Origin of the sequence: Bradyrhizobium sp. URHD0069 (genome assembly GCF_000701345.1) — a bacterium.
Classification (GTDB): Bacteria; Pseudomonadota; Alphaproteobacteria; order Rhizobiales; family Xanthobacteraceae; genus Bradyrhizobium.
Genome location: NZ_JNIJ01000042.1, coordinates 37,501 through 59,856, shown reverse-complemented (window position 1 = coordinate 59,856; position 22,356 = coordinate 37,501). Strand labels below are relative to the sequence as shown.

Here is a 22,356-nt window from a genome sequence, read left to right as displayed (position 1 = left end):
CGTCCCAAGTGGCGCGCGATCGACCGCAACGAGCAGCGCATGCTGAGCCATCGAGAGATTTCCTCTCGTTCAGAAAGGCCGAGCGCCTGTTTGGCACGGTGCCGATCCGGAGGACGTATGCCACCGGTTGGCGAGATCACAGAGAAGACCGACGAGGACTCCCGGTCAAATCGGCGTCCGATCGAACTCATCGGCTCGCCGGCCTGCCAGCGATCCCAGATCTCAGACCGCTGAGCGGTCGAGTAATAAATGCGACGTCGCTGTTTCATGCCCACACTCCATCTTTGCTAAAAGATTAGAGTGTTGCGCTGACCAATTGAGCCCGCCATCGACCTCGGTCACAATCCAAATAGAGGCGGGCAGCGATACCGGCGCGATCCTCGGCTGGATCGAAGCACAAGTCACTGAAAAGACTCCAAAACGCGAAACTCCCGCAGCTTTCGCTACAGGAGTGTCGGGTGCGCCATTTTACAGGGATTTCTTATCCCCAGTTTTGCCGTTCAGCGATCTAGCCGTGTCCTCAGTCGCGCACGATCCGACGCAGCTCAACCGGCAGGGTCCGGATGTCGGCAAGCACTATCGCTCGGCGATCTTCCCGCAGAGTGCGTATGCGATCGCAGGCCATCTGTGCGTGTGTGGTTGCGGCGATAAGGTGATGCCGTTGAGTGTTATGCGCCACGGCCGAATCCGCATCGTTCCTGTCAGACGCCGTGCGTTCTCCGCGCGCGTGCGCTGCGCCGCGGCGGCAAGCCGCGGCGCAGACACGGAGCATCGTCAGAACGGTGAGTTCGGATCCAGCAGCGAGGCTGCGTTCTCCTTCGTGATCACCACAACCGGCGTGATCGTGTCCTTCTCGACCTTCTGGCCGGCGAGCAACGCCGCCATCCGCTCGACCCCGATGCGGGCGATGACGCTCGGTGAGTTTTGGCCGCTGCCGATGTAGTTCGTGCCCATGACGATCTGCTCGATCGCGCTCTTCTGGCCGTCGAAGCCCACCACCGAGATTTCTCCGGTTCGCTTGGCGTCGGCGATCGCCTTCTGGGCGCCGAGGCACATCGAGTCGTTCTCACAGAACACCACATTGATCTGCTTGTGCTTGGCGAGCATGTCCTCCATCACGCGGATGCCGCCGTCCTCGGTCCACTTGCCGAATTCCGGCGCCATCAGCAGCTGGATCCCGGTGTCCTTGACCTTGGACAGCACGCCGTCGCGACGCGCATTGCCGGTGCTGTTATCCTCGGGGCCGCCGCGCATCATCATCAGCACGCCTTTGCCGCCCATATGCTTGGCGATTACCTCGCCGACGCCGGTCCCGATCACGCGGTTGTCGACGCCGACCCAGGCGTCGTACTCGCCGCCGGTAAGCTTGCGGTTGACGAGCACGACAGGCTTGCCGGCTTTCTTGATCGCGGCCATCGGACCCGGCAGCGATTCCAGCGGGCTGATGTTCATGATCAGGCCGTCGACGCCGCGGGCCAGCAGATCCTCGATGTCGCTCGATACCTTGGCGGCGTCGCCGCCACCGTCGGCGACCACGGTCTTGAAGCCGCGCTTGGCGCCCTCGGCTTCCAGCGCGCGTACCATGGCGACGAAATACGGCGCACGCATCTGCAGCGTCACGATGCCGATGGTGGCGTCGCGTTTCGGTGCCTGCTGCGCGGCTGCGCCGCTTGCCAGCACGATCGCGCCGGCGATGCCGGCGATCCAGGATAATGTCTTCCTCATGGGTGTGTCCTCCGTTTCCGATTATGGTTGTCCGTGACGGCGCGATTTGATCGCGCCGCCGTCGTCACTCACGACTTCCGTCCCCTCGCGACCAGCAGCACGGCGAGAATGATCACCGCGCCCTTTACGAGTTCCTGATAGAAAGACTTCACGCCGAGCAGGTTCATCAAATTGTTGATGATGCCGAGCGTGAAGACACCAAACAGCGTTCCGAGCACGCTGCCACTGCCGCCGCCGAGCACCGCGCCGCCAATGACGCAGGCCGCGATGGCGTCGAGTTCATAGGCCGCGCCGAGACTGGGCTGCGCGATGCCGAGCCGCGAAACCAGAATCGCGCCGGCCAGCGCCGAGAGCATTCCCGACAGGCCGTACGCGATCGTGATAGTCCGCGGCACGTTCACGCCGGCGAGCCGCACGGCTTCGACGTTGCCGCCGATCGCCACGGTCGCACGTCCCGTGGCCGTCCGGTTGAGGAAGAAGCTGGCCGCAAGGTAACACGCCAGCATGATCAGGAGCCCCATCGACACCGGGCCAACGAGCGCCGCGCCGAGATCGCGGAAGCTCTCGTGCCGCGGCGACAGCGGGCTCTCCGTGTAGATGAAAACCACGCCGCGGATGATGCCCATCGTCGCCAGCGTGACGATGAAAGGCTGTAGCCGGAAGCGCGAGATGATGGTGCCGTTGATGAGGCCGGCCAGCGTTCCCGCGGTGACCGCGGCCGCGAGCGCCGCCGGAATGCCGAGCCTGTCGGCAACACCGGCGAACAATACGCCGCCAAGCGCCACCACGGAACCGACGCTGAGGTCGATGCCGCCGGTCAGGATCACGATCAGCATGCCCAGGCTGATCAGCCCGTTGGCGACGATCTGGCGCAGCAAATTGCCGATATTGCGCTCGGTGAAGAACGCGTCGGTGAAGGTCGCCGCAACCGTGAGCAGGAGAAAGAAGCAGAGCACCGGAATCAGCTCGCGCCATGTCAGCTCGATCCCGAGCGTCCGCGCGCTGAATAAAGCGCGCGAGTCCTTTGGCGCGGCGGTCTCGGCGGGGCGGTCGCTGGCGGTCATGCGTTCCTCGTTCTTCACTAGTGCAGCCCGGAAGCGCTGGCCAGCAGCCGCTCCTCGCTCGCTTCGGCGCGCCCGAACCTGCCGACCAGCCGCCCCTCGCGCATCACCAGAATGCGGTCGCTCATCCCGAGCACTTCCGGCAGATCCGAGGAGATCAGCAGCACGGCGATCCCGGAATCGGCGAGACGTCCGATGACGTCGTAGATGTCGCGCTTGGCGGCGATGTCGACGCCGCGGGTCGGCTCGTCGAGGATCAGGAGTTTGGCGTCGGTGAGCAGCCATTTCGCCAGCACGACCTTCTGCTGGTTGCCGCCGCTGAGGGCTGCGACGTTGCGCTCGATATCAGGGGGGCGGATCGCGAGACGGCGCACCTGCTCCTCGACGCGCCCGCGCTGCAGGTTTTTGCGCAACACACCCCAGCGGCTGATCGCAGCCATGCTGGCGAGGCTCGCATTGTCGCGTATCGACATGCCGCGCACGAGTCCGTCGCCGAGGCGGTCCTCGGTCAGCAGCGCAATCCCTTCGCCGAGCGCCTGTTTCGGCGAGCGTGCGGCAAACGGCTTGTCGCGCCAGGTGATGGTGCCCGCGGTCGCCAGGTCGGCACCGAAGATGCAGCGCGCGATTTCACTGCGGCCGCTGCCGACGAGGCCGTACATGCCGACGATCTCGCCGGCGCCGACGTCGAACGACACGTCTGCGAAGGCGCCGGTGCGGGCGAGACCGTGTACGCTGAGGCGATGTCCCGGCGCAGGTGGCGCGCGCTGCGGAAAAAGGTCCTCGATGGCGCGGCCGACCATCATGCGGATCAGCCCGGCCTTGTCGGTCTGCGCGGTCGGCAGTGTTCCCACCAGCGCGCCGTCGCGCAGCACGGTGACGCGCTCGGCGAGTTCGAAAATCTCGTCGAGGTGGTGGGAGATGTAGATCACCGCGGTACCGCGATCGCGCAACCGGCGCACGAAGGCGAACAGGCGCTCGATATCCTGGTGTGCCAACGTCGCGGTGGGCTCGTCGAGAATCAGCACGCGCGGCTCGATGGAAATCGCCTTGGCGATTTCGACGATCTGCCGTTGCGCGGCAGACAATGCACCGGTGCGCTGCCGCACATCGAGTTCAGGCCAGCCGAGCTGGCCGAACAAGGCGGCGGCAAGACCATGCGCGGCGCGCCAGTCGATCCAGCCGGTACGCGGCGCGCGCGGCAGATGGCCGAGCAGGACATTTTCGGTAACGCTGAGATTGGGCACCAGCGTATCGTGCTGGTGCACCATCCGGATTCCCAGGCGCTGTCCGTCCAGCGGCGTACGGAGTTCGTGGGCCGCGCCGTCGACCTGGATGTGGCCGGCATCGACGCCGGTAGCACCGGTGAGCACGCGCGTCAGCGTGCTCTTGCCGGCGCCGTTCTCGCCGACGATGGCGTGTATCTCGCCGGCGCGGAATGCGATCGTCACGCCGCGCAGGGCATGCGTGCCGCCGTAGCGCTTGTCGACGCCCTCCGCGACCAGCACGATGCGGCCGTCCCGGCTGCTCTGCGATGCGATCGCGGGCGTCATGCAGCTGCCTCCGCGGATCCTGCGAAAGCGTATGGGATCAGCAGCGTGCGCGCCTCGGTCATGTCGATCAGCGTGTCGTGGATGCCCTCGCGCCCGTTGCCGCTTCCCTTGGCGCCGCCGAACGGCAATGATTCGACGCGGATCGCCGTTGGGTGATTGATCACCACCGTGCCGACATCGAGCCGGCGATAGGCGGACATCACGGTGGCGAGGTCCTGCGTGAACACGGCGGCCTGCAGGCCGTAGGGGCTGTCGTTGACCATCGCGAAGGCGTCATCGATGGCGTCGAACGGCACCAGCGGCAGCACCGGTCCGAAAATCTCCTCCCGGAACACAGCCATATCCGCGCGCACGCCGGTGAAAACTGCCGGCGTGATGAAATTGCCGTCGCGCCGGCCGCCGGCGACGAGGGTCGCGCCCTCGCTCACGCCCTGGGCGATCTGCTGCTCCACGCGCCGCGCCGCGCGTTCGGTGATCAGCGGTCCGACATCGGTGGTGTCATCCATTGGGTCGCCGATTCTGAGCGCCGCGGTTTCGCGCAGCACCGCCGCGCACACCGCGTCGTAGATCGGGCGTTGCACGAATACGCGCTTGACCGCGCAACAGATCTGTCCGTTGCCGCTGGAGAAGCGGCCCTTGACCAGGGCTTTGGCGGCCGCGGCCGGATCGGTGTCCGCGAACAGGATGGTCGCGTCGTTACCGCCGAGTTCGAGATGAACCTTCTTCAGGGTCTCGGCCGCAGCCTTCGCGATCGCGCGTCCGGTCGCGGTGCTGCCGGTCATGGCGACCATCTGCACCCCGGCCGCGCGCACCAGCGCCGCGCCGACCCTCTCGCCGACGCCGGTGACGATCTGATGCGCATTGGCCGGCAGAGCTGTCTCGGCGAGGTAGCCGCTGATGCGCAGCAGGGCGAGCGGGCATTCTTCCGGCGGCTTGGTGATCAGCGCATTGCCGGCGGCGAGAGCACCGGCGCATTTGTGAGCCCAGAGCTCGACCGGATAATTGAACGGCACGATCGCGACCACGACGCCGCGCGGCACCCGCGTGGTGAGGGCGATGCCGTCTTCCAGTCCCGGAATAGTGTCGAGCGGCGTGACGCGGCCGAACAGCCGCTTGGCTTCTTCGGCATAGCCGCGGAAGATCCTGATGGCCGCGGCAATCTCGCCACGGATTTCGCGGCGGGTCTTGCCGTTCTCGCGCGCGAGCAGGGCCGCGAGGTCCTCGGCGTCGCGCTCGATGCGCGCCGCAACGGACATCAGCGCGTCATGGCGAACATGGGCTGGTGTGCCCGCCATCGCCTGGCGGCCCTGCTGGGCGAACTGAACGGCGGCGAGCGCGTCGGCTTCGCCTGCGGCCGGCACGGTGTCGACCAGTTCCCCGGTCGCGGGGTTGCGGATTTCCATCACCGCGCTATCGGCCGCATCCCGCCATTCGCCGCCGATCAGCATCTTCATACGCGTCTCCCGCCCCTGCACGCCATTTGCGACGCATCGTAGCGCGGTCAAAAAATCTAAACAATATTTATCGCTGATCTTGTGCGTTCATTGCGGCCCTAAAGGACGCATATGTCGGAATATAATATAATATTATCAATAGTTTACTTGAGATGCCGGATCCCGAAGGTATTTTTGTCGCTGCGAATTTTGCGAACTAAATTTAAGAACTTGATATTATTTGTCGAGTTTGGCACATCTGCGTCATGGCACGTAGAACATCCCTCGCTCTTCGCGTTGCCCCCGGGCATCCAAGTTCGACGGCGTTGCGCGCCTTGCGCGTGCTGGAGGAGGTCGGGGCCAATTCGGCGCCTCTGAGTGTCACGGATGTGGCGCAGCGCGTCGGCATTGACCGGGCCGTCGCCTATCGCATGCTCGTGACCCTGTTCGGCGCCGGCTATCTGTTGCGGGACGCGTCAGGCCGCCGTTACCGGCTCAGCCACAAGCTCGTCTCGCTCAGCCGCCACCTTTTGATCGAGAGCCGGCGCACCGAGCTCGTGCGCGAGTGCCTGGACGATCTCGCCGCGCAGACGCTCGAGTCGGTTCACTATTCACTGCTCGAAGGAATGGAGACCGTGCTGGTCCAGCGCGCCAAGGGACGTCAGATCGTGTCGGTCAATTTCGAGATCGGCGAGCGCTCGCGCCTGCACTACACGGCGATCGGCAAGGCCGTGCTGGCCTTTCAGGATTCCGCTTTCATCGAGCGGGTGATCGCAGCCGGCCTGCCCCGGCGGGCGACCAGGACGATCACCGGCCCCGACGCCCTGCGCGCGGAGTGCGCACGTAATCGCGCCCAGGGTTACGCCTATGACGACTTCGAATTCGCCGAAGACATGCGATGCGTCGCCGTCCCGGTGTTCGAGCCGAGCGGCAAGGTCGAGAGCGGCATCAGCATATCGGGCCCGATCCCGCGCTTCGACCACGCCAAGCTCGACGCGCTTCGCGATCGCATGCTGGTCGCGGCTCGACGGCTCTCGGAAGGCCTGAGCGGCCGCTAGCTAGAAGCTCGTGCCGGGCCATAATGCACCTCCACGCGCATTTTAGCGCATGAAACCCAAAAGTTGAATTTTGTGCTAGCAATGTCCTAGGGCCATTTACAAAATACAAAGGGTCAGGCTTTCGCCTAACCCTTTGTATTACATAGTAAATTTGGTTGCGGGGATAGGATTTGAACCTATGACCTTCAGGTTATGAGCCTGACGAGCTACCGGGCTGCTCCACCCCGCGATAAACCGTTGCTTGCCTTGGCGAAAACCGAAACGGCCTGGCCAACGCGCAAGCGCGCCGATCAATCCCGCTCGAAGCTTCCTGAGAAGGCAACCCTTGGCAAATGCCCTTGGGTGCAGGGGGTATGTATCAACGTGAACCCGCTTTGGAAAGGGCCACAGGCGACCTTTTGAGGATTTTATAACAGTCAAAGCGCGCTATCTCGCGCCAAACCGCCCCTTTGCAGCGCTCTTGCCAGAAGTTCCACAAAAGCCCAGCCTTTGAGGCTAGGGAAGCTCAAGGAAGCGCCATGGACCAGCCCCTGAAAAGCCCCGGGCAAAACGCCCTGGCCGACGCCTTTCACGCCATGTTCGAGTTGTCGCGGACCATGCCGGCGCCGACCCTTGAGGAACGGCTGGACCGGCTGGCGCGGCTGCGCGCTGTGGTTGCGGATAACGAAGCCCGGTTCGAGCAGGCGATCTCCGCGGATTTCGGCCATCGCTGCGCCACCGAGACCGCGATCGCCGAGACGCTGTTGGTGCTAGGGGAGATCAAGCACGCCGCCAGGCACCTGAAAAAATGGATGGCGCCACGGCGCGTGTCGACCGCACTGCAATTCATACCCGCCAAAAACCGGCTGATCCCGCAGCCGCTCGGCGTCGTCGGCATCATCGCGCCCTGGAATTATCCGTTGCAGCTGACGCTGGCACCGGCGGTCGGCGCGCTCGCGGCGGGCAATCGCGTGATGATCAAGCCGAGCGAGCTGGTGCCGCGGTTTTCCGCGCTGCTGCAGGAAACGATATCGACCAAATTCGACGCCACCGAGATCATCGTCACCGGCGTCGACGAGGATATCTCCATGGCGTTTGCCTCGCTTGCCTTCGACCACCTGATGTTCACGGGCTCGACCCGCGTCGGACGCCTCGTAGCGGAAGCCGCCGGGCGCAACCTGACGCCGATCACCCTCGAACTCGGCGGCAAATCGCCTGCGATCGTCGATCGCTCCGCCGATCTCGGGCAGGCCGCGGAGCGCATCGCCTACGCAAAACTGCTCAATGCCGGCCAAACCTGCATCGCGCCGGACTACGCCATCGTGCCGGAAGCTTCCGTGCAGGATTTTGCCGAGCGCGTGCAAGCCGCCATGCGGCGTATGTTCGGCACCGATCCTGATAACCAAGACTACACCTCGATCGTCTCCGAACGGCATTTTCAGCGGCTTGAAGCCCTGGTGGCGGACGCCGCCGCCAAAGGCGCAACCGTCATGCAAGCAGCGAAACCCGACGATCCCGGTTGGAAGTCGAAGCGCAAATTTCCTCCCACCATCGTCGTCGGCGCGACGCCGGACATGATGATCTTGCAGGAGGAAATCTTCGGACCGCTGCTGCCGATCATCGGGTACAGGGACGCCGGCGACCCCGTCGCCTATATCAACAAACGTGAGAGGCCGCTGGCGCTGTACTGGTTCGGCAAGGACGATGCGGCGCGCGACGCGGTGCTGTCGCGCACCATCTCCGGCGGCGTCACCGTCAACGATTGCCTGTTTCACTTCACCCAGATCAATCAGCCGATGGGCGGCATCGGCGCGTCCGGCACCGGCGCCTATCACGGCGAATGGGGGTTTAGAACTTTCAGCAAGCTCAAGCCGGTGTTCTATCGCTCGCCGTTCAACCGGCTGGCGGATCTCTATCCGCCCTACGGCACGAAGATCGCGCGGCTGGAAAAGATGCTGCGGTTCATGTCGTAGTGCTTTTGAATTGGAGTATGGCCGGACGGCAAATGTTGAGGCCATCATTGCGCGGGCAGCGAACAATCCACCACTTGAGTCTGACGAAACTGGATTGCCTCGTTCTCGCAATGACGACGGGGGCAACAATAGCAATTGGTTGGGGGGACAAGCGTGACGGATACATTCGATTTCGTCGTGGTGGGCGCTGGTTCCGGCGGCTGCGCGCTCGCCGGTGGGCTTTCGGAGGATCCCAACACCTCGGTGGCGCTGCTGGAAGCCGGTGGCGATTGCGACAATTGGGCGGTGACCACGCCGGGCGCACTGGCGCTGATGGTGCCGAGCAAGCTCAACAACTGGGCCTTCGACACGGTGCCGCAAGCCGGCCTCAACGGCCGCGTCGGTTATCAGCCGCGCGGCAAGGGACTCGGCGGCTCGTCCGCGATCAACGCCATGGTCTATATCCGTGGCCACCGAAGCGACTACGACCAATGGGCGTCGCTCGGCAACACCGGCTGGTCCTACTCCGACGTGCTGCCCTACTTCAAGCGCTCGGAAGACAATGCTGATTTCGACGGCGAATATCACGGCAAGGGCGGCCCGCTCGCTGTCAACAAGTTGCGCACCGATAATCCGGTGCAGGAAATCTTTCTGCAGGCCGCCCGCGAGGCGCAGTTTGGGATCCGCGAGGATTTTAATGCCGAGGACTACGAAGGGCTCGGCATCTATCAGGTCACTCAAAGGAACGGCGAACGCTGGAGCGCGGCGCGGGCTTACGTGCATCCGCATCTGGCAACGCGCGCCAATTTGCGCGTCGAGACCAACGCACACGCCACCCGCATCCTGTTTGAAGGCAAACGCGCGGCCGGGGTCGAATACCGGAAAGGCAAGGAGACAAAACAAATTCGCGCTCGCCGCGAAGTTATCGTCTCCTCGGGCGTGTTCCAGACCCCACATCTTCTGATGCTATCCGGCGTCGGTGACAGTGCGGCACTGGCCAAGCATGGCATCGCAACGGTGCATCACCTGCCCGGCGTCGGACAAAATCTGCAGGACCATCCGGATTTCATCTTCGCCTACATGTCCGACAGCCCGTATTTCACCGGCATGTCGTTCAGCGGCATCGCGCACCAGATTCGCGCCATCGGGCAATACCGCCGCGAACGCCGCGGGCCGATGACCTCCAACTTTGCCGAATGCGGCGGCTTCCTCAAAACCAGCTCCGATCTCGACGTGCCCGACATCCAGCTTCATTTTGGAATGGCCATCGTCGATGACCACGGCCGCAAGCGCCGCTGGGGCCGTGGCTTCTCCTGCCATTTCTGCCTGCTGCGGCCCAAGAGTCGTGGCAGCGTCTCACTGCACAGCGCCGACCCGATGCTCTCGCCTCTGATCGATCCGAATTTCCTGGGCCAAGCTGAGGACCTGGAAGCGATGCTCGCGGGCTACAAGACCACCCGGCGGCTGATGGAGACCCCGGCGCTGCGGGCCTTGCAGAAAAAGGACATGTTCACGGCGGGCGTCGAGACCGACGACGACATCCGCGCGCTTTTGCGCGCCCGCGTCGATACGGTCTATCATCCGGTCGGCACAGCCAAAATGGGCGTCGATGCTTATGCCGTGGTCGATCCGAAGCTCAGGGTTCACGGGCTTGAAGGCCTGCGCATTGTCGATGCCTCGGTGATGCCGACGCTAGTCGGCGGCAACACCAACGCGCCGACCATCATGATCGGCGAGAAGGCCGCCGACATCATCAAGGCGGATATGCGGGTGAATTAATCGGCGTCGTCATGGCGTAGAGCGAGGCGACGAAGCAATCCATTCTCGCTTCGCGGCGTTCTGGATTGCTTTCGCGGAGCCTGTCATCGGGCGCGCATCCGTGCGACCCGTTGGACATGGAAAGAGTCGATGACTTGGAGAGAGTCGATGCAACATCACGCCAGCAGAAACCCGCCATCCACCGTCACCACGGTGCCGGTCATGTAGCGCGAGGCGCCGGACGCCAGCAACATGATCGCGCCGTCGAGATCGGATTCGGCGCCGACGCGGCGCTGCGGAATCCGCTTTGTCAGTTTCTCGCCCGCAGGCGTCGACCAGAAATCGTGGTTCATCTCGGTATCGATGTAGCCTGGCGCCAGCGCATTGACGCGGATGCGGTTGCCGGCGAGCTCAAGCGCCATCGCCTTGGTCGCCTGGATGATGCCCGCCTTGGAGACCGTGTAGGGCGAGAGGAATTTCATCACGCCTAGTCCGAGCACCGAGGCGATATTGACGATGTTGCCCTCCTGCTTGCGCGCGATCATCCGCCGCGCCATTTCGGTGGCTGCGAAATACGCGCCCTTGAGGTTGGCGTTGATGACGGAATCCCAATCGGCCTCGGTCTGATCCACCGCGAGCTTTTCGATGGCAATGCCGGCGTTGTTGATGAGCACGCTGACCGGACCAAGGGCACCTTCCGCGCTGTCGATTGCTTTTCCGATCGAGGCTAAATCAGTCACGTCCATCTGCACCGCGACGGCGCGGCCACCCTGCCCTCTTATCTCATCTTCGAGGCTTTTCAGCTTAGCGGTCTGACGCGCCGCCAGCACGACGGCGGCGCCATGCGCCGACAAGACCCGCGCGAATTGGCGGCCCAGCCCCTGCGAGGCGCCGGTGACGAGAATGATTTCTTTACTGACGTCGAATATGTCAGGCATGGCTGGGTCGGTCCAAAGAGTAGTGCGCTTTCATTGATACAGACGATTTTCGGGATCGCAAACCTGATTCCTTGACCAATCTCCGGACCCTCGAAACAGGCCAAGGAATTCCCGCCCATGAACAGTTTCGATGCCGTGGTCTATCTCGGATTGGTTGTCGCTGTAGTCACCGGCTTCAATGCCGGCTTGCTGCGCAGCGCGGTCACGATTCTGGCCTATCTGATCGCGATGCCGATCGCGGTCTGGATCATGTCGCTGATTTTCCCCGCAGATCGGCGGCAAGCTCGACTCGCCCTGGGCTCAGAATTCGCTGCTGTTTTTCGGGGTTTTCCTGATCGCCGGCATTGGGCTCGGAAAGCTGATGCGAATGGCGCTCGACGAAGCCATCGGGTCCGAGGCCGGCATCGGGGATCGCATCGCCGGCGCGGCACTCGGCGCGGTGCGCGCCGGACTAGTCGTGATCACGCTGGTTTTGATTTTCGATCAGCTCGTGCCATCAGATCGGCAGCCGGCGTTCCTGAGCGGTTCGCAGCTGCGGCCGCTATTCTCAGAGGCTGGGCAAATGGGCTTCAAGTCGCTGCCGCCAGACGTCGCAGCCTATATCGACCGGATTAAGAAAGATCGGCGGATTTGAGCCCGAGATTGTCCCTGATACGCATTTCGGTGGTGCGGGGTCTCTTATCAGGGACGCCAGGGTTGGCTACACTAGCCGCATCGGACTTCAAGAAATCGTTGGATACAAGGGAGTGGAACAGTGGATCTTGGGATCAAAGGCCGCCGCGCCATCGTGTGCGCATCCAGCAAAGGCTTGGGACGCGCCTGCGCGATGGCGTTGGCCGCGGAAGGCGTGCATGTCACGCTGACTGCGCGCGGCGCGGAAGCGCTTGCGAAAACCGCCGCCGAAATACGCAAATTGCATCCCGGCGTCACCGTGACCGAAGTCGCCGGCGACATCACCACGCCGGCCGGCCGCGAAGCCGCGCTGAAAGCCTGTCCCGATCCGGACATCCTGGTCAATAACGCCGGCGGCCCGCCGCCGGGCGATTTCCGCAACTGGACCCGCGACGACTGGATCAAGGCGTTGGATGCCAACATGCTGACGCCGATCGAACTGATCAAGGCGACGGTGGATGGCATGATGGCGCGCAAATTCGGCCGCATCGTCAACATCACCTCGGCCGCGGTAAAGGCGCCGATCGAGGTGCTGGGATTGTCCAACGGCGCGCGCACCGGCCTCACCGGCTTCGTCGCAGGCATTGCGCGCAAGACAGTGATCAATAACGTCACCATCAACGCTCTTCTGCCGGGACCTTTCGATACCGACCGCCTGCGCGGTCCCGTGGCGAAGGTGGACGCCGAGAAGCGCGGTATCACCGTCGACCAGTTGCTGGCGGAACGGGCGAAACTTAATCCCGCCGGACGCTTTGGCGATCCCGAGGAATTCGGCTTGGCTTGCGCGTTTCTCTGCGGCGCAAAGGCAGGCTTCATCACCGGACAGAACATCCTGCTCGATGGCGGCGCGTTTCCCGGCACGCTCTGAAATGAGAGCCGTCTGGCACGAGCGAACAGGCGCGGCGCTCGAGGTGCTGAGCCTTGGCGACTTGCCGGCGGCGGTGGCCGGGCCTCGACTGCGCGCTGTTCATCAGTCCGTGTCGGGGCGCTCATCTACCCACGATATTCCGAACTGGTCCAAGCCCTCGGCCAGCAGATCCCCCAGCAATGGCTCGCCAAGCAGGTAGCGGACGGTCTCCCACCGGGGTTTGCGGTATCCGCTGCGACGCTCAGCCGACCGGCTACGCAGATCGTCCCACTCTTCGATGGTGCCGTCGCCGCGCCCGAGCCACATCAGCGCGACCAGATCGATCTGTTCATCCTCGTTCAAGGCCCTGATGAAGCTCGCCATCTCGCTGGCAACAGGATCTTCGCCACTATCCTCCAGCACGCCCACCTCATTGTCGTCGGTGGGGTTCGAGCCGGAATCGGTATCCGCAGGCAAATCCTTGACATCGAATTCATGCGCTTTCTCGATCAGAAAGGCGACCTTTTCCCGCGAAATTGACAGTTCGGGCATCGCGCGCTCCATAAGCCTTCGAGGCTAGTTCCCTCAACGCGCTGGCGAGCGAGATGATCCATTGCGCGCCCGCGCGGAAACCAGCATCTTCCGCCCTCCAAGAAACGAAAGACGCGAGGAATGCCGGATGCACTGGAAGGTCGGCAGGGTCAAAATCACCAAAATCGTCGAACTGGAGACAATAGGCAGCACCCGGTTTATCTTGCCGCTGGCGACCAACGACGAAATTCAGAAACTGCCCTGGCTCATTCCGCATTTCGCCACCGCGGAAGGCCGGCTCAAAATGTCGATCCACTCGCTGGTGGTGGAGACGCCGACGCGCCGCATTGTGGTCGATACCGGTCTTGGCAACGACAAGGAAGGCCGCAACGTTCCGACCTGGAATAACCGGCAAACTCCCTTCCTCGAAACCATGGCGACGGCAGGCTTTCCGCCTGACAGCATCGACACCGTGCTCTGCACCCATCTGCATGTCGACCACGTCGGCTGGAATACCAAACTGGTCAACGGCAAATGGATCCCGACATTTGGCAACGCGCGCTATCTGTTCGGCAAAACCGAATACGAGCACTGGCGCGACCACAACGCCGAGTCCGACAAGGCAGCGGTTTTCAACGACTCGGTGAAGCCGATCGTCGACGCCGCTAGGGCCGATCTGGTCGCCAGCGATGCCAGGCTCTGCGATGAAATCAACCTGATCCCGACGCCGGGCCACAGTCCGGGCCATATCAGCATTCACATCCAATCGGACGGCGAAGAGGCCCTGCTCACCGGCGACGTCGCCCATCATCCATGCCAGATGGCGCATCTTGACTGGTCGTCGACCGCCGATTCCGATCCCGTTCAATCGGCAGCGACGCGGCGTGAATTGTTCTCACGCTATGCCGATACGCCGGCGCTGGTGATCGGCGGCCATTTCAGCGCCGCCCACATCAAGCGCGATGGCGATGCCTTCAAATTCATGGTTTGAGGCGGAAATCCCGGAGGGTGGCGAGGAGCGCGCGTTCGCCTCTCGAACTTGGAGGCACCAATCCCATCCTTCCGGACGCGGCCAAGGGGCCCGCTCCTCCGGCAATACCGGCGAAATCGTTATGCGGGGATCGGGGGACCAGCAATGCGCGCGCAGTCGGCAGTTGAATTTCATCCCGCGCTGTTCCAAGAAGCATTTAAGCAACGAAACCACCTTGGGAGTGATGAGAAATGAAGCTTGTTCGGTACGGGACGATGGGCCAGGAAAAGCCAGGCTTGATCGATAAATCGGGCCAGTTGCGCGATCTCTCGGCGCAGGTGAAGGACCTCAACGGCGAAGCCTATGCGCCGGCCTCGCTGGCCAAGCTTGCGGGCCTCGATACATCAAAGCTCCCCGCCGTCGACGGCAAGCCGCGGATCGGCGCGCCCGTGACCGGCATGTCGAAATTCGTCGCCATCGGCCTGAACTATGTCGATCACGCCAAGGAAACCGGTTCGCCGATCCCTTCCGAGCCGATCTTCTTTCTCAAGTCCAACACCAGCCTCAGCGGTCCGAACGACGCGGTGGAGAAGCCGCGCGGCTCGACCAAGCTCGACTGGGAAGTCGAAATCGCCGCCATCATCGGTACTCGCGCCAAATATGTCTCCGAGGCCGACGCGCTCAATCATGTTGCCGGCTATTGCATCTGCAACGACGTGTCGGAGCGCAATTTCCAGCTCGAGCGCGGCGGCACCTGGACCAAGGGAAAATCGCACGACACCTTCGGTCCGCTCGGCCCATGGCTCGTGACCAAAGACGAGATCCCGGACGTGCAGAAACTGTCGATGTGGCTCGACGTCAACGGCAAGCGCTGCCAAACCGGATCGACCTCGACCATGATCTTCACCATCGCGCAGTGCATTTCCTACGTCTCGCAATTCCTGACGCTGCTGCCCGGCGACATCGTCACCACGGGCACGCCGCCCGGCGTCGGCGCCGGCATGAAGCCGCCGAAATTCCTCAACGCCGGCGACGTGGTCACCCTCGGCATCGAAGGTCTCGGCGAACAGCGGCAGGAAATCGTCGCGGCTTAATCGACGTCTGTCATCCCCGGATGAGCGCATTGGCGCTCACTCGGGAGGAGCGCTTCCGCGTACCTCTCGAAGGATGGGCCGCAACGAACCGTCATCAACGAACCGTCATCCTTCAAGTCTCGCGAAGACGCGAGCAGCTCGGCGGTGACGGGAGTTCATTTTTCAGGGACATCCAATGAAGCTCGCATTCTCCCCCGTCTCGCCATTCGCCCGCAAGGTGCGTATTGCCGCGATCGAGCTCGGCCTGATCGACAAGATCGAATTCGTCCCGGCGACCGCCGTGCCGGGCCAGCCCAATGATGAATACTCCCGCATCAACCCGGTAAAGAGGCTGCCGGCGTTGATCCTGGACAATGGCGACGTCATTCTCGATTCCTATGTCATCGTGGAATATCTCGACGAGCTCGCCGGCGGCGGGAAATTGATACCGGCGTCCGGCGCTCTCAAATGGAGGGTCAAGAGCGATCACTCGCTGCTGCAGGGCATGCTCGACTCGATGTTGCTGTGCCGCTACGAGAAAATAGCGCGGCCGGAGCCGCTGCGATGGCAGGCGTGGGCCGACGACCACTGGAATCGCGCGTGGAGCGGCATGGCGCGCTTCGAGAAACAGACGGAGATGCTTTCGCGCCCCTCGCTGGATATCGCTCAGATCGCGCTCACCTGCGTGCTAGGCTATGCGGATTTGCGCTTCGCCGATTGCGGCTGGCGCAAAGCCTATCCGAAGCTCGACGCATTCCATGAGAAGATGCTCACCCGGCCCTCGGTCAAGGTCTCGCTGCCGCCGTCGGCGTAAATCAGCAGGAGGTTGCCATGAGTCATCAGCGGCGAGCTGATGCACTCGCCGCTGCAGGCGCGCTATTCCGAACTATCGGCGAAATTCGACCTCGAACAGGCCGGGCGGCAGCAACGCGGCGCAACTCCTCGAGCGCGATTGCGACACCGATACGCTGTGCTGCACTGCGCATTTTCCCTCGCCCTCGACCGGAAAAATCCGACGCTGGGGCAACGGATTTTCCTGCCAGGCGGCGGCGAGTTAGCAACCCGAAGGCGGCTCAGTCGAACAGCGTCGGCGTGTGATTAACGTAGGCGCCCTCGATCTCCAGCATCTTGAGCTTGGTGGCGACGCCGCCATTGGCGGAGAACCCGCCGGGTTTGCCGCCGGCGGCCAGCACGCGGTGGCAAGGTACCACGACCGGACAGGGATTGCGCCCCAGCGCCTGGCCGACGTCGCGCGACAGCTCGACGCCGCCGAGCCGTTTGGCGATATCGCCATAGGTCATGGTCTTGCCCGGCGGGATGGTGCGCGCGATATCGTAGACGCCCCGGTTGAACTCGGGAACGCCATCGAGATCGAGCACGACCCCTGTCAGATCGTTCGGCTTGCCCGCGAGCAGCTCGACGATCCCGTCGATCGCGCTTTGCACGCCACTAGGCGGCGCCGCCTCCGCGAGGTCGCCATAGCGCTGGCGGATGCGGGCGCGGGTCTTGTCCTCGCTGGACATCGGCAGCTGCACCGCATTGATGCCGCGCTCGCCCCACACGATGCCGCAGCGCCCGATCGTGGTGTCGAATATTGCAAAACGGTGGTCAGTCATGGCTGGCTCCAGATCTTCTCGCCCCATGTCATGAGCTTGATACTTGCTTGAAATCTAGGCTTGGAAATTGTTGCGATCCACCCGAATTCCGGGGGAACCGGGTCGGCTTCCCCCGTGAAAGAGCGTGAAAGTTCGTGGATGGCGCCAACACCAAGGGCGCGCTGCCGCAAGTATTGCATACGCTGGCGGCGCATGTGGCGGGTTCGCGCACCGAAATGGTTCCCGGTACTACGCATCCGGTGTTCGAACAGGCGCCGCAAAGATTCTGCGATTCCTCGCCGGTTTCCCGGCGGCGGCGCGTTGAGCGATGTCGGTGGCATACTCCGCGAAGATGACCCGAGCGCAGCATAGCGCGGGGTGCTGGGCAGACTACAGCGCTCGCGCCGTTCAAATGGAGCCCTTGACCTCGCCGCCCGTCCTTCGCTAGTTTGTGAATTCAGAATTCCGTATTCTAAATGAGCCCCATCGATGATCCCGCTCGACCCGACCCCTAACCTGATCGATCAGGTCTATGCCCGGATCCTCGATGGCATCACCGACCGCACGCTGCCGCCGGGGCACCGCATCCGGCAGAATGAGCTCGCGGAACGACTCGGCGTCTCGCGCCAGCCGGTCTCGCACGCGCTGCATCTCTTGCACCGGCAAGGGCTGGTTGCGGAAAGCGGCCGCAAGGGCTTTGAAGTCACCCAACTCGATCCGCTGCGTATCCGCCAGCTCTATGAAGTGCGCGGCGCCATCGACGCGCTGGCGGCGCGGCTCGCTGCGCAGCGCGTCAAGACCGACGCGGCGGGACGCGCGCATCTCGAGGAGACGCTGCGCGCCGGCCGCGCGATCGACAAGCGAACGCCGCTGTCGCGGCTGATCGCGCTCGACGTGGATTTTCACCGTGCGATCTATCGGCTGTCGGGCAATCCCGCGATCGAAGAAATGATCGCGCCGCAGTGGCCTCATATGCGGCGATCGATGGCGACGGTGCTCGCCGAACTCGATTACCGCCAGAGGGCCTGGACCGAACACGAAACCATCGCCGCGCATATTCTGTCCGGCAACGCGAAAGCCGCGGAGGGCTCGGCGCTGGCGCATGCACTAATGGCGGGACGAACGACGGAAGAGCGACTGAAGGAACCGGAGAGAGCGGCGTAGTAATCGTATGTCCTTCATCCTGAAAAGCGGCCTCTGGCCGGGTCTCGAAGGATAAGCCAGGAGGCCTCATGTTCGAGACGCGCGAAGACGCGCTGCTCACCGTGAGAAGAAGAACCAAAGGAGGAACCACCATGAAACTGACCCAGCAACAAATCGATGATTTCAATCGTGAAGGTTGGCTGTTCCTGCCGGAACTGTTCAGCCCCGAAGAGGTGGCCCTGCTGGCGCGCGAGGCGGAAGGCATCTACGACACCGACCGCCCGGAGGTTTGGCGCGAGAAGAGCGGCGCGCCGCGCACCGCCTTTGCATCCCATCTCTACAACGAGGCATTTGGGCTACTCGGCGCGCATCCGCGCATGATCGAACCGGTGGAGCAGATCTTCGGTGAGAAGGTCTACATGCACCAGTACAAGATCAACGCCAAATCAGCCTTCACCGGCGACGTCTGGCAGTGGCATCAGGACTACGGCACCTGGAAGCGCGACGACGGCATGCCGCAGCCCCGCGCCATGAATATCGCGATTTTTCTTGATGAGGTGATGCCGATCAACGGGCCCTTGATGCTGGTGCCGAAGAGCCAGCACGCCGGCGATCTCAAGGCTGCGCACGATCTCGAGACCACATCCTATCCGCTGTGGACGCTGGACGAGGAAACCGTGACGCGGCTGGTGAAAGAGGGCGGCATCGTCGCGCCGACCGGAAAGGCCGGCGGCATGCTGATGTTCCACGGCAATCTGGTGCACGGGTCAGCCGGCAACATCACGCCCTATCCACGCAAAATCGTCTATCTCACGCTGAACGCGGTCTCGAATTACATCCGTACCCCCACGCGGCCGGAATATATCGCACACCGCGACTTCACGCCGATAAAGACCGTGGACGACGATGCGCTGCTGCGGTTCGCCCGAGCCCACCGCCAGGCCGCGGAGTAGAAGCGCGATCGACGCATTGCCTCCGTGCCCGGATGCTGCGCACGGCGGTGCGCGGCTGATCCGGGGCCCACGCCACACCCACTCATGGGTCCCGCTCTGCGGAGCAGAGTGAAGAACACTGCACCGCATCCGGGACACTCTTCAATCCGATCGGATCACCCCCTCCATGAACCTGTCTCATCTGCTCAATGCCCGCCGCGCGGCCGGAAAACCTGTCCGCGTCGCGCTGATCGGCGCCGGCAAGTTCGGCTCGATGTTTTTGTCTCAGGTGCCGCATACGCCGGGGCTCGAGGTACCGGTCATCGTCGATCTCGATCCGGAGCGCGCCCGCGAAGCCTGCCGCACGGTGGGCTGGGACGCCGCGCGGATCGCAGAGACCACCTTCACCGTGGATGGCTCCAAAGCGCTGTCAGGCCAGATCGAGGTGATCGTGGAGGCGACCGGAAATCCCGCTGTCGGCATCAAGCATGCGCGCGCGGCGATCGCGGCCGGCAAGCATATCGTCATGGTCAATGTCGAGGCCGACGTGCTGGCGGGGCCGCTGCTCGCCGAGGAAGCGCGCAACGCCGGCGTGGTCTATTCGCTGGCCTATGGCGACCAGCCGGCACTGACCGCCGAGATGGTGGACTGGGCGCGCGCCACCGGATTCCGCGTGGTTGCGGCGGGAAAGGGAACGAAGTACCTGCCGGCCTATCACGACGTGACGCCGGCCGGGGTCTGGAGCCATTACGGGCTGACGGCGGATGAGGCGCAGTCCGCCGGCATGAATCCGCAGATGTTCAACTCGTTCTTGGACGGCACCAAATCCGCGATCGAAATGGCGGCAATCGCCAATGCCACCGGGCTCGATGTGCCAACCGACGGGCTGTTGTTTCCGCCCTGCGGGGTCGATGACCTGCCGCATGTGATGCGACCACGCGAGGCGGGCGGCGCGTTGGAGAAATCCGGCGTAGTCGAAGTGGTATCGTCGCTGGAGCGCGACGGGCGTCCGGTATTCCGCGATCTGCGCTGGGGCGTCTATGTCGTGCTGGAAGCGCCGAACGATTACGCCGCGGACTGTTTCAAGCAGTATGGGTTGAAGACGGATGCCAGCGGGCGCTTCGCGGCGATGTACAAGCCCTATCATCTGATCGGGCTCGAGCTGAACATCTCGATTCTATCGGCGGCGCTACGGGGCGAGCCGACCGGGCAGCCGCGCGGTTTCCGCGGCGATGTTGCTTCGGTTGCAAAACGCGAGCTGCGCGCGGGCGAAATGCTCGACGGGGAAGGCGGCTACACAGTGTGGGGCAAACTGATGCCGGCGGCGGCGAGCCTCAAAGCCGGCGCGCTGCCGATTGGCCTGGCGCACAAGCTGAAGCTGAAGAACGACATCGCGCGGGGTTCGGTCGTGCGCTGGAGCGATGTCGAGATCGATGCGCAGAACGAGACCATCAAGACACGGCGGGCGATGGAGGCAGCATTTTCCTCGCCACGGTAGCTCTGTTGCGGCAGCGCGCGGCTCGATCGCGCCTCAGCGCCGGCGCATTGCGCAGGGTCCGTCAGATCGGCCTCAAGTAGCGGGCGCCATGCAGATGCGCGGCTCGTTGCCGCGCGAAAAGCGCGACGAGCGCCCGACGCTTGGTCCAAACACGCCGACCCAACCAAGGCCTTCTCGCAACTGCGTTCTGAGACTGCGCCCGAGCAATGTCCTTGATTCCCGGGCATCGATTGGTCATCCTGCCTGCGGTGCGGATTTTCAGATTTCGATCGTGCCTCGAACCGGAGGGTGTTGTTTTCAAGATCTGAGTTTCAGGTACCAATTTCAGCGTCGGCCACCGGCGACACAGAAAGCGACATCAAGATCGCAGCCCCTCGTCGAGGCATCGACACAAAATGGAGGAGGAAGCGCATGAAACGTCGTGAATTTCTGAAAGCAACTGGCGTCGGTCTCGCTGCGAGCGCAGTTGCTGCGCCTGCAATCGCGCAATCGATGCCAGAGGTGAAGTGGCGGCTGGCGGCAAGCTGGCCGAAGGCACTCGATACGCTTTACGGTGGCTGCGAATTCTTCTGCAAGCGTGTTGCCGAAGTCACCGACAATCGCTCCAGATTCAGCCGTTTGCCGCCGGTGAAATTGTCCCGGGATTGCAGGTGCTCGACGCCGTATCGAACGGCACGGTCGAGATGGGCAACACCGCGCTTTATTACTATTGGAGCAAGAATCCGGCGTTCACATTCGGCACGTCACTGCCGTTCGGGCTCAACACGCGGCAGCATATATCATGGCTGATGTCCGGCGACGGCCAGACCTTGCTCAACGATCTACTGAAAGAACATAACTGCATAGGCATTCCGACCGGCAGCACCGGCGCGCAAATGGGCGGCTGGTTCCGCAAGGAAATCAAATCGATCGAAGACTTCAAAGGCCTCAAATTCCGCATTGGAGGTTTCGCCGGTACCATCATTGCGAAGATCGGCGGCGTACCGCAACAGATCGCAGGCGGCGACATCTACCCGGCGCTCGAGAAGGGCACCATCGATGCCGCCGAGTGGGTCGGCCCTTATGACGACGAGAAGCTCGGTTTCGTGAAGGTGGCGAAGTATTATTACTATCCGGGCTGGTGGGAAGGCACCGGCCAGGGTCACAACATCATGAACCTCGAGAAGTGGAATGCCTTGCCGAAGCACTATCAAGCGGCAATCAGCATGGCTTCACATGATACGTTTACGTGGGTCACCGGGAAGTATGATTACGTCAATCCGCCGGCATTGAAGCGATTGATGGTGGCCGGAGCGATCCTGCGTCCGTTCCCGCAAGAAGTGCTGGAAGCTTCTTATAACGCCGCCAACGAAATCTATGCGGATCTGTCCAAGAGCAATCCGCACTTCAACAAGCTGTACGCCAGCCTGACGGCCTTCCGCACCGACTCCCTTGCGTGGATGCAGGTGGCCGAACTGAGCTTCGACAGTTTCATGATGCGGATGCGCACACGAACCTGAAGCCTGACGCTTCAAGGCAAAGCCCCGGAGAATTTCTCCGGGGCTTTCGATCGACGCTATTCCTGGTTCTCGCCCATCGCGGCGATGAGCTTGTCATAGTACTTGGCTACAAGTTCGATATTGCCCTTGTTCTCGATCGACG

The 22,356-nt window shown here is 63.0% G+C and carries 19 protein-coding genes, 1 tRNA gene and 4 pseudogenes (1 of these 24 only partly in view); 14 read left to right on the top strand and 10 right to left on the bottom strand.

Annotation, left to right across the window (positions count from 1 at the left end; translation table 11 throughout):
• Positions 1-269, bottom strand: a 269-nt coding sequence (locus N554_RS41520; protein ID WP_156041971.1) for a helix-turn-helix domain-containing protein, incomplete at its 3' end; no start/stop codon positions are given.
• A gap of 251 nt (positions 270-520) precedes the next feature.
• Between N554_RS41520 and N554_RS40240 the strand changes: the two are divergent.
• Positions 521-604, top strand: a pseudogene (locus N554_RS40240) (peptide-methionine (S)-S-oxide reductase); the annotation flags it as partial.
• Between the two features lie 170 nt (positions 605-774).
• Here the strand turns inward: N554_RS40240 and N554_RS0123785 are convergent.
• The 4 genes from N554_RS0123785 to N554_RS0123770 form a co-directional block, all read right to left on the bottom strand.
• The gene (locus N554_RS0123785) at positions 775-1,725 is read right to left on the bottom strand and encodes a sugar ABC transporter substrate-binding protein (protein ID WP_051677665.1); all 951 of its coding nucleotides are present in this window, start codon (positions 1,723-1,725) and stop codon (positions 775-777) included.
• A 68-nt stretch (positions 1,726-1,793) separates the two neighbouring features.
• On the bottom strand, positions 1,794-2,789 hold the full coding sequence (locus N554_RS0123780) for an ABC transporter permease (protein WP_197033715.1): 996 nt from the start codon (positions 2,787-2,789) through the stop codon (positions 1,794-1,796).
• Positions 2,790-2,806: 17 nt separating this feature from the next.
• A complete protein-coding gene (locus N554_RS0123775; RefSeq protein ID WP_029585781.1) occupies positions 2,807-4,336 on the bottom strand; it encodes a sugar ABC transporter ATP-binding protein in 1,530 nt (509 codons plus the stop codon).
• Positions 4,333-5,790 (bottom strand): aldehyde dehydrogenase family protein, encoded by a 1,458-nt coding sequence (locus tag N554_RS0123770; RefSeq protein WP_197033713.1) that lies wholly within the window; start codon positions 5,788-5,790, stop codon positions 4,333-4,335. Before N554_RS0123770 ends, N554_RS0123775 begins: the two co-directional genes overlap by 4 nt.
• A gap of 314 nt (positions 5,791-6,104) precedes the next feature.
• On the opposite strand from N554_RS0123770, the gene N554_RS0123765 reads away from it, so the two are divergent.
• The gene (locus N554_RS0123765) at positions 6,105-6,827 is read left to right on the top strand and encodes an IclR family transcriptional regulator (RefSeq protein ID WP_197033711.1); all 723 of its coding nucleotides are present in this window, start codon (positions 6,105-6,107) and stop codon (positions 6,825-6,827) included.
• Positions 6,828-6,979: 152 nt separating this feature from the next.
• Here N554_RS0123765 and N554_RS0123760 read toward each other — a convergent pair.
• Positions 6,980-7,056, bottom strand: a tRNA-Met gene (locus N554_RS0123760).
• 289 nt (positions 7,057-7,345) lie between these two features.
• On the opposite strand from N554_RS0123760, the gene N554_RS0123755 reads away from it, so the two are divergent.
• Together N554_RS0123755 and N554_RS0123750 are read left to right on the top strand one after the other, a co-directional pair.
• Entirely contained in the window at positions 7,346-8,779 is a 1,434-nt protein-coding gene (locus tag N554_RS0123755; protein WP_029585778.1) for a coniferyl aldehyde dehydrogenase, read from the top strand.
• Positions 8,780-8,932: 153 nt separating this feature from the next.
• Positions 8,933-10,537 (top strand): GMC family oxidoreductase, encoded by a 1,605-nt coding sequence (locus tag N554_RS0123750; RefSeq protein ID WP_029585777.1) that lies wholly within the window; start codon positions 8,933-8,935, stop codon positions 10,535-10,537.
• A 155-nt stretch (positions 10,538-10,692) separates the two neighbouring features.
• Here the strand turns inward: N554_RS0123750 and N554_RS0123745 are convergent, their stop codons facing one another.
• Positions 10,693-11,454, bottom strand: coding sequence for an SDR family NAD(P)-dependent oxidoreductase (locus N554_RS0123745; protein ID WP_029585776.1), 762 nt, complete (start codon positions 11,452-11,454; stop codon positions 10,693-10,695).
• Positions 11,455-11,571: 117 nt separating this feature from the next.
• Here N554_RS0123745 and N554_RS36325 point away from each other — a divergent pair.
• A pseudogene (locus tag N554_RS36325) lies at positions 11,572-12,088 on the top strand (CvpA family protein).
• A gap of 120 nt (positions 12,089-12,208) precedes the next feature.
• Complete coding sequence (locus N554_RS0123735; protein ID WP_029585775.1) at positions 12,209-12,994, top strand: SDR family oxidoreductase; 786 nt, start codon at positions 12,209-12,211, stop codon at positions 12,992-12,994.
• A 102-nt stretch (positions 12,995-13,096) separates the two neighbouring features.
• Here the strand turns inward: N554_RS0123735 and N554_RS0123730 are convergent, their stop codons facing one another.
• The gene (locus N554_RS0123730; RefSeq protein ID WP_029585774.1) at positions 13,097-13,525 is read right to left on the bottom strand and encodes a DUF3775 domain-containing protein; all 429 of its coding nucleotides are present in this window, start codon (positions 13,523-13,525) and stop codon (positions 13,097-13,099) included.
• 127 nt (positions 13,526-13,652) lie between these two features.
• Here N554_RS0123730 and N554_RS0123725 point away from each other — a divergent pair, with 127 nt between their 5' ends.
• The 4 genes and pseudogenes from N554_RS0123725 to N554_RS43115 all read left to right on the top strand — a co-directional run.
• A complete protein-coding gene (locus N554_RS0123725; protein WP_029585773.1) occupies positions 13,653-14,495 on the top strand; it encodes an MBL fold metallo-hydrolase in 843 nt (280 codons plus the stop codon).
• Between the two features lie 230 nt (positions 14,496-14,725).
• Positions 14,726-15,568 (top strand): fumarylacetoacetate hydrolase family protein, encoded by an 843-nt coding sequence (locus N554_RS0123720; protein WP_029585772.1) that lies wholly within the window; start codon positions 14,726-14,728, stop codon positions 15,566-15,568.
• 175 nt (positions 15,569-15,743) lie between these two features.
• A complete protein-coding gene (locus N554_RS0123715) occupies positions 15,744-16,361 on the top strand; it encodes a glutathione S-transferase family protein (protein ID WP_029585771.1) in 618 nt (205 codons plus the stop codon).
• Between the two features lie 21 nt (positions 16,362-16,382).
• A pseudogene (locus N554_RS43115) lies at positions 16,383-16,605 on the top strand (MBL fold metallo-hydrolase); the annotation flags it as partial.
• A gap of 15 nt (positions 16,606-16,620) precedes the next feature.
• On the opposite strand, the gene N554_RS0123705 reads toward N554_RS43115, so the two are convergent.
• Positions 16,621-17,163: a methylated-DNA--[protein]-cysteine S-methyltransferase gene (locus tag N554_RS0123705; RefSeq protein WP_029585770.1), complete on the bottom strand. Its 543-nt coding sequence runs from the start codon at positions 17,161-17,163 to the stop codon at positions 16,621-16,623.
• Between the two features lie 468 nt (positions 17,164-17,631).
• On the opposite strand from N554_RS0123705, the gene N554_RS0123695 reads away from it, so the two are divergent.
• The 4 genes and pseudogenes from N554_RS0123695 to N554_RS36315 all read left to right on the top strand — a co-directional run bounded on the left by N554_RS0123695 (position 17,632) and on the right by N554_RS36315 (position 22,214).
• Positions 17,632-18,306 (top strand): GntR family transcriptional regulator, encoded by a 675-nt coding sequence (locus tag N554_RS0123695; RefSeq protein ID WP_029585768.1) that lies wholly within the window; start codon positions 17,632-17,634, stop codon positions 18,304-18,306.
• Positions 18,307-18,437: 131 nt separating this feature from the next.
• Positions 18,438-19,238 (top strand): phytanoyl-CoA dioxygenase family protein, encoded by an 801-nt coding sequence (locus N554_RS0123690; protein ID WP_029585767.1) that lies wholly within the window; start codon positions 18,438-18,440, stop codon positions 19,236-19,238.
• Positions 19,239-19,404: 166 nt separating this feature from the next.
• The gene (locus N554_RS0123685) at positions 19,405-20,715 is read left to right on the top strand and encodes an NAD(P)H-dependent oxidoreductase (protein WP_029585766.1); all 1,311 of its coding nucleotides are present in this window, start codon (positions 19,405-19,407) and stop codon (positions 20,713-20,715) included.
• A 411-nt stretch (positions 20,716-21,126) separates the two neighbouring features.
• Positions 21,127-22,214 (top strand): annotated as a pseudogene (locus N554_RS36315) (TRAP transporter substrate-binding protein).
• 56 nt (positions 22,215-22,270) lie between these two features.
• On the opposite strand, the gene N554_RS0123675 reads toward N554_RS36315, so the two are convergent.
• Positions 22,271-22,356, bottom strand: partial view of a hypothetical protein gene (locus N554_RS0123675; protein ID WP_029585765.1) — the end only. It continues 538 nt past the right edge of the window; only the last 86 of its 624 coding nucleotides appear in the window; its start codon lies off the right edge, out of view — the gene reads right to left on this strand; it ends in the stop codon at positions 22,271-22,273.

Bases quoted from the DNA above. Each gene is read 5' to 3' on its own strand.
- N554_RS0123785 (WP_051677665.1), bottom strand. From the start codon at position 1,725: ATGAGGAAGACATTATCCTGGATCGCCGGCATCGCCGGCGCGATCGTG.
- N554_RS0123780 (WP_197033715.1), bottom strand. From the start codon at position 2,789: ATGACCGCCAGCGACCGCCCCGCCGAGACCGCCGCGCCAAAGGACTCG.
- N554_RS0123775 (WP_029585781.1), bottom strand. From the start codon at position 4,336: ATGACGCCCGCGATCGCATCGCAGAGCAGCCGGGACGGCCGCATCGTG.
- N554_RS0123770 (WP_197033713.1), bottom strand. From the start codon at position 5,790: ATGAAGATGCTGATCGGCGGCGAATGGCGGGATGCGGCCGATAGCGCG.
- N554_RS0123755 (WP_029585778.1), top strand. From the start codon at position 7,346: ATGGACCAGCCCCTGAAAAGCCCCGGGCAAAACGCCCTGGCCGACGCC.
- N554_RS0123745 (WP_029585776.1), bottom strand. From the start codon at position 11,454: ATGCCTGACATATTCGACGTCAGTAAAGAAATCATTCTCGTCACCGGC.
- N554_RS0123730 (WP_029585774.1), bottom strand. From the start codon at position 13,525: ATGCCCGAACTGTCAATTTCGCGGGAAAAGGTCGCCTTTCTGATCGAG.
- N554_RS0123725 (WP_029585773.1), top strand. From the start codon at position 13,653: ATGCACTGGAAGGTCGGCAGGGTCAAAATCACCAAAATCGTCGAACTG.
- N554_RS0123720 (WP_029585772.1), top strand. From the start codon at position 14,726: ATGAAGCTTGTTCGGTACGGGACGATGGGCCAGGAAAAGCCAGGCTTG.
- N554_RS0123715 (WP_029585771.1), top strand. From the start codon at position 15,744: ATGAAGCTCGCATTCTCCCCCGTCTCGCCATTCGCCCGCAAGGTGCGT.
- N554_RS0123705 (WP_029585770.1), bottom strand. From the start codon at position 17,163: ATGACTGACCACCGTTTTGCAATATTCGACACCACGATCGGGCGCTGC.
- N554_RS0123695 (WP_029585768.1), top strand. From the start codon at position 17,632: ATGATCCCGCTCGACCCGACCCCTAACCTGATCGATCAGGTCTATGCC.
- N554_RS0123690 (WP_029585767.1), top strand. From the start codon at position 18,438: ATGAAACTGACCCAGCAACAAATCGATGATTTCAATCGTGAAGGTTGG.
- N554_RS0123685 (WP_029585766.1), top strand. From the start codon at position 19,405: ATGAACCTGTCTCATCTGCTCAATGCCCGCCGCGCGGCCGGAAAACCT.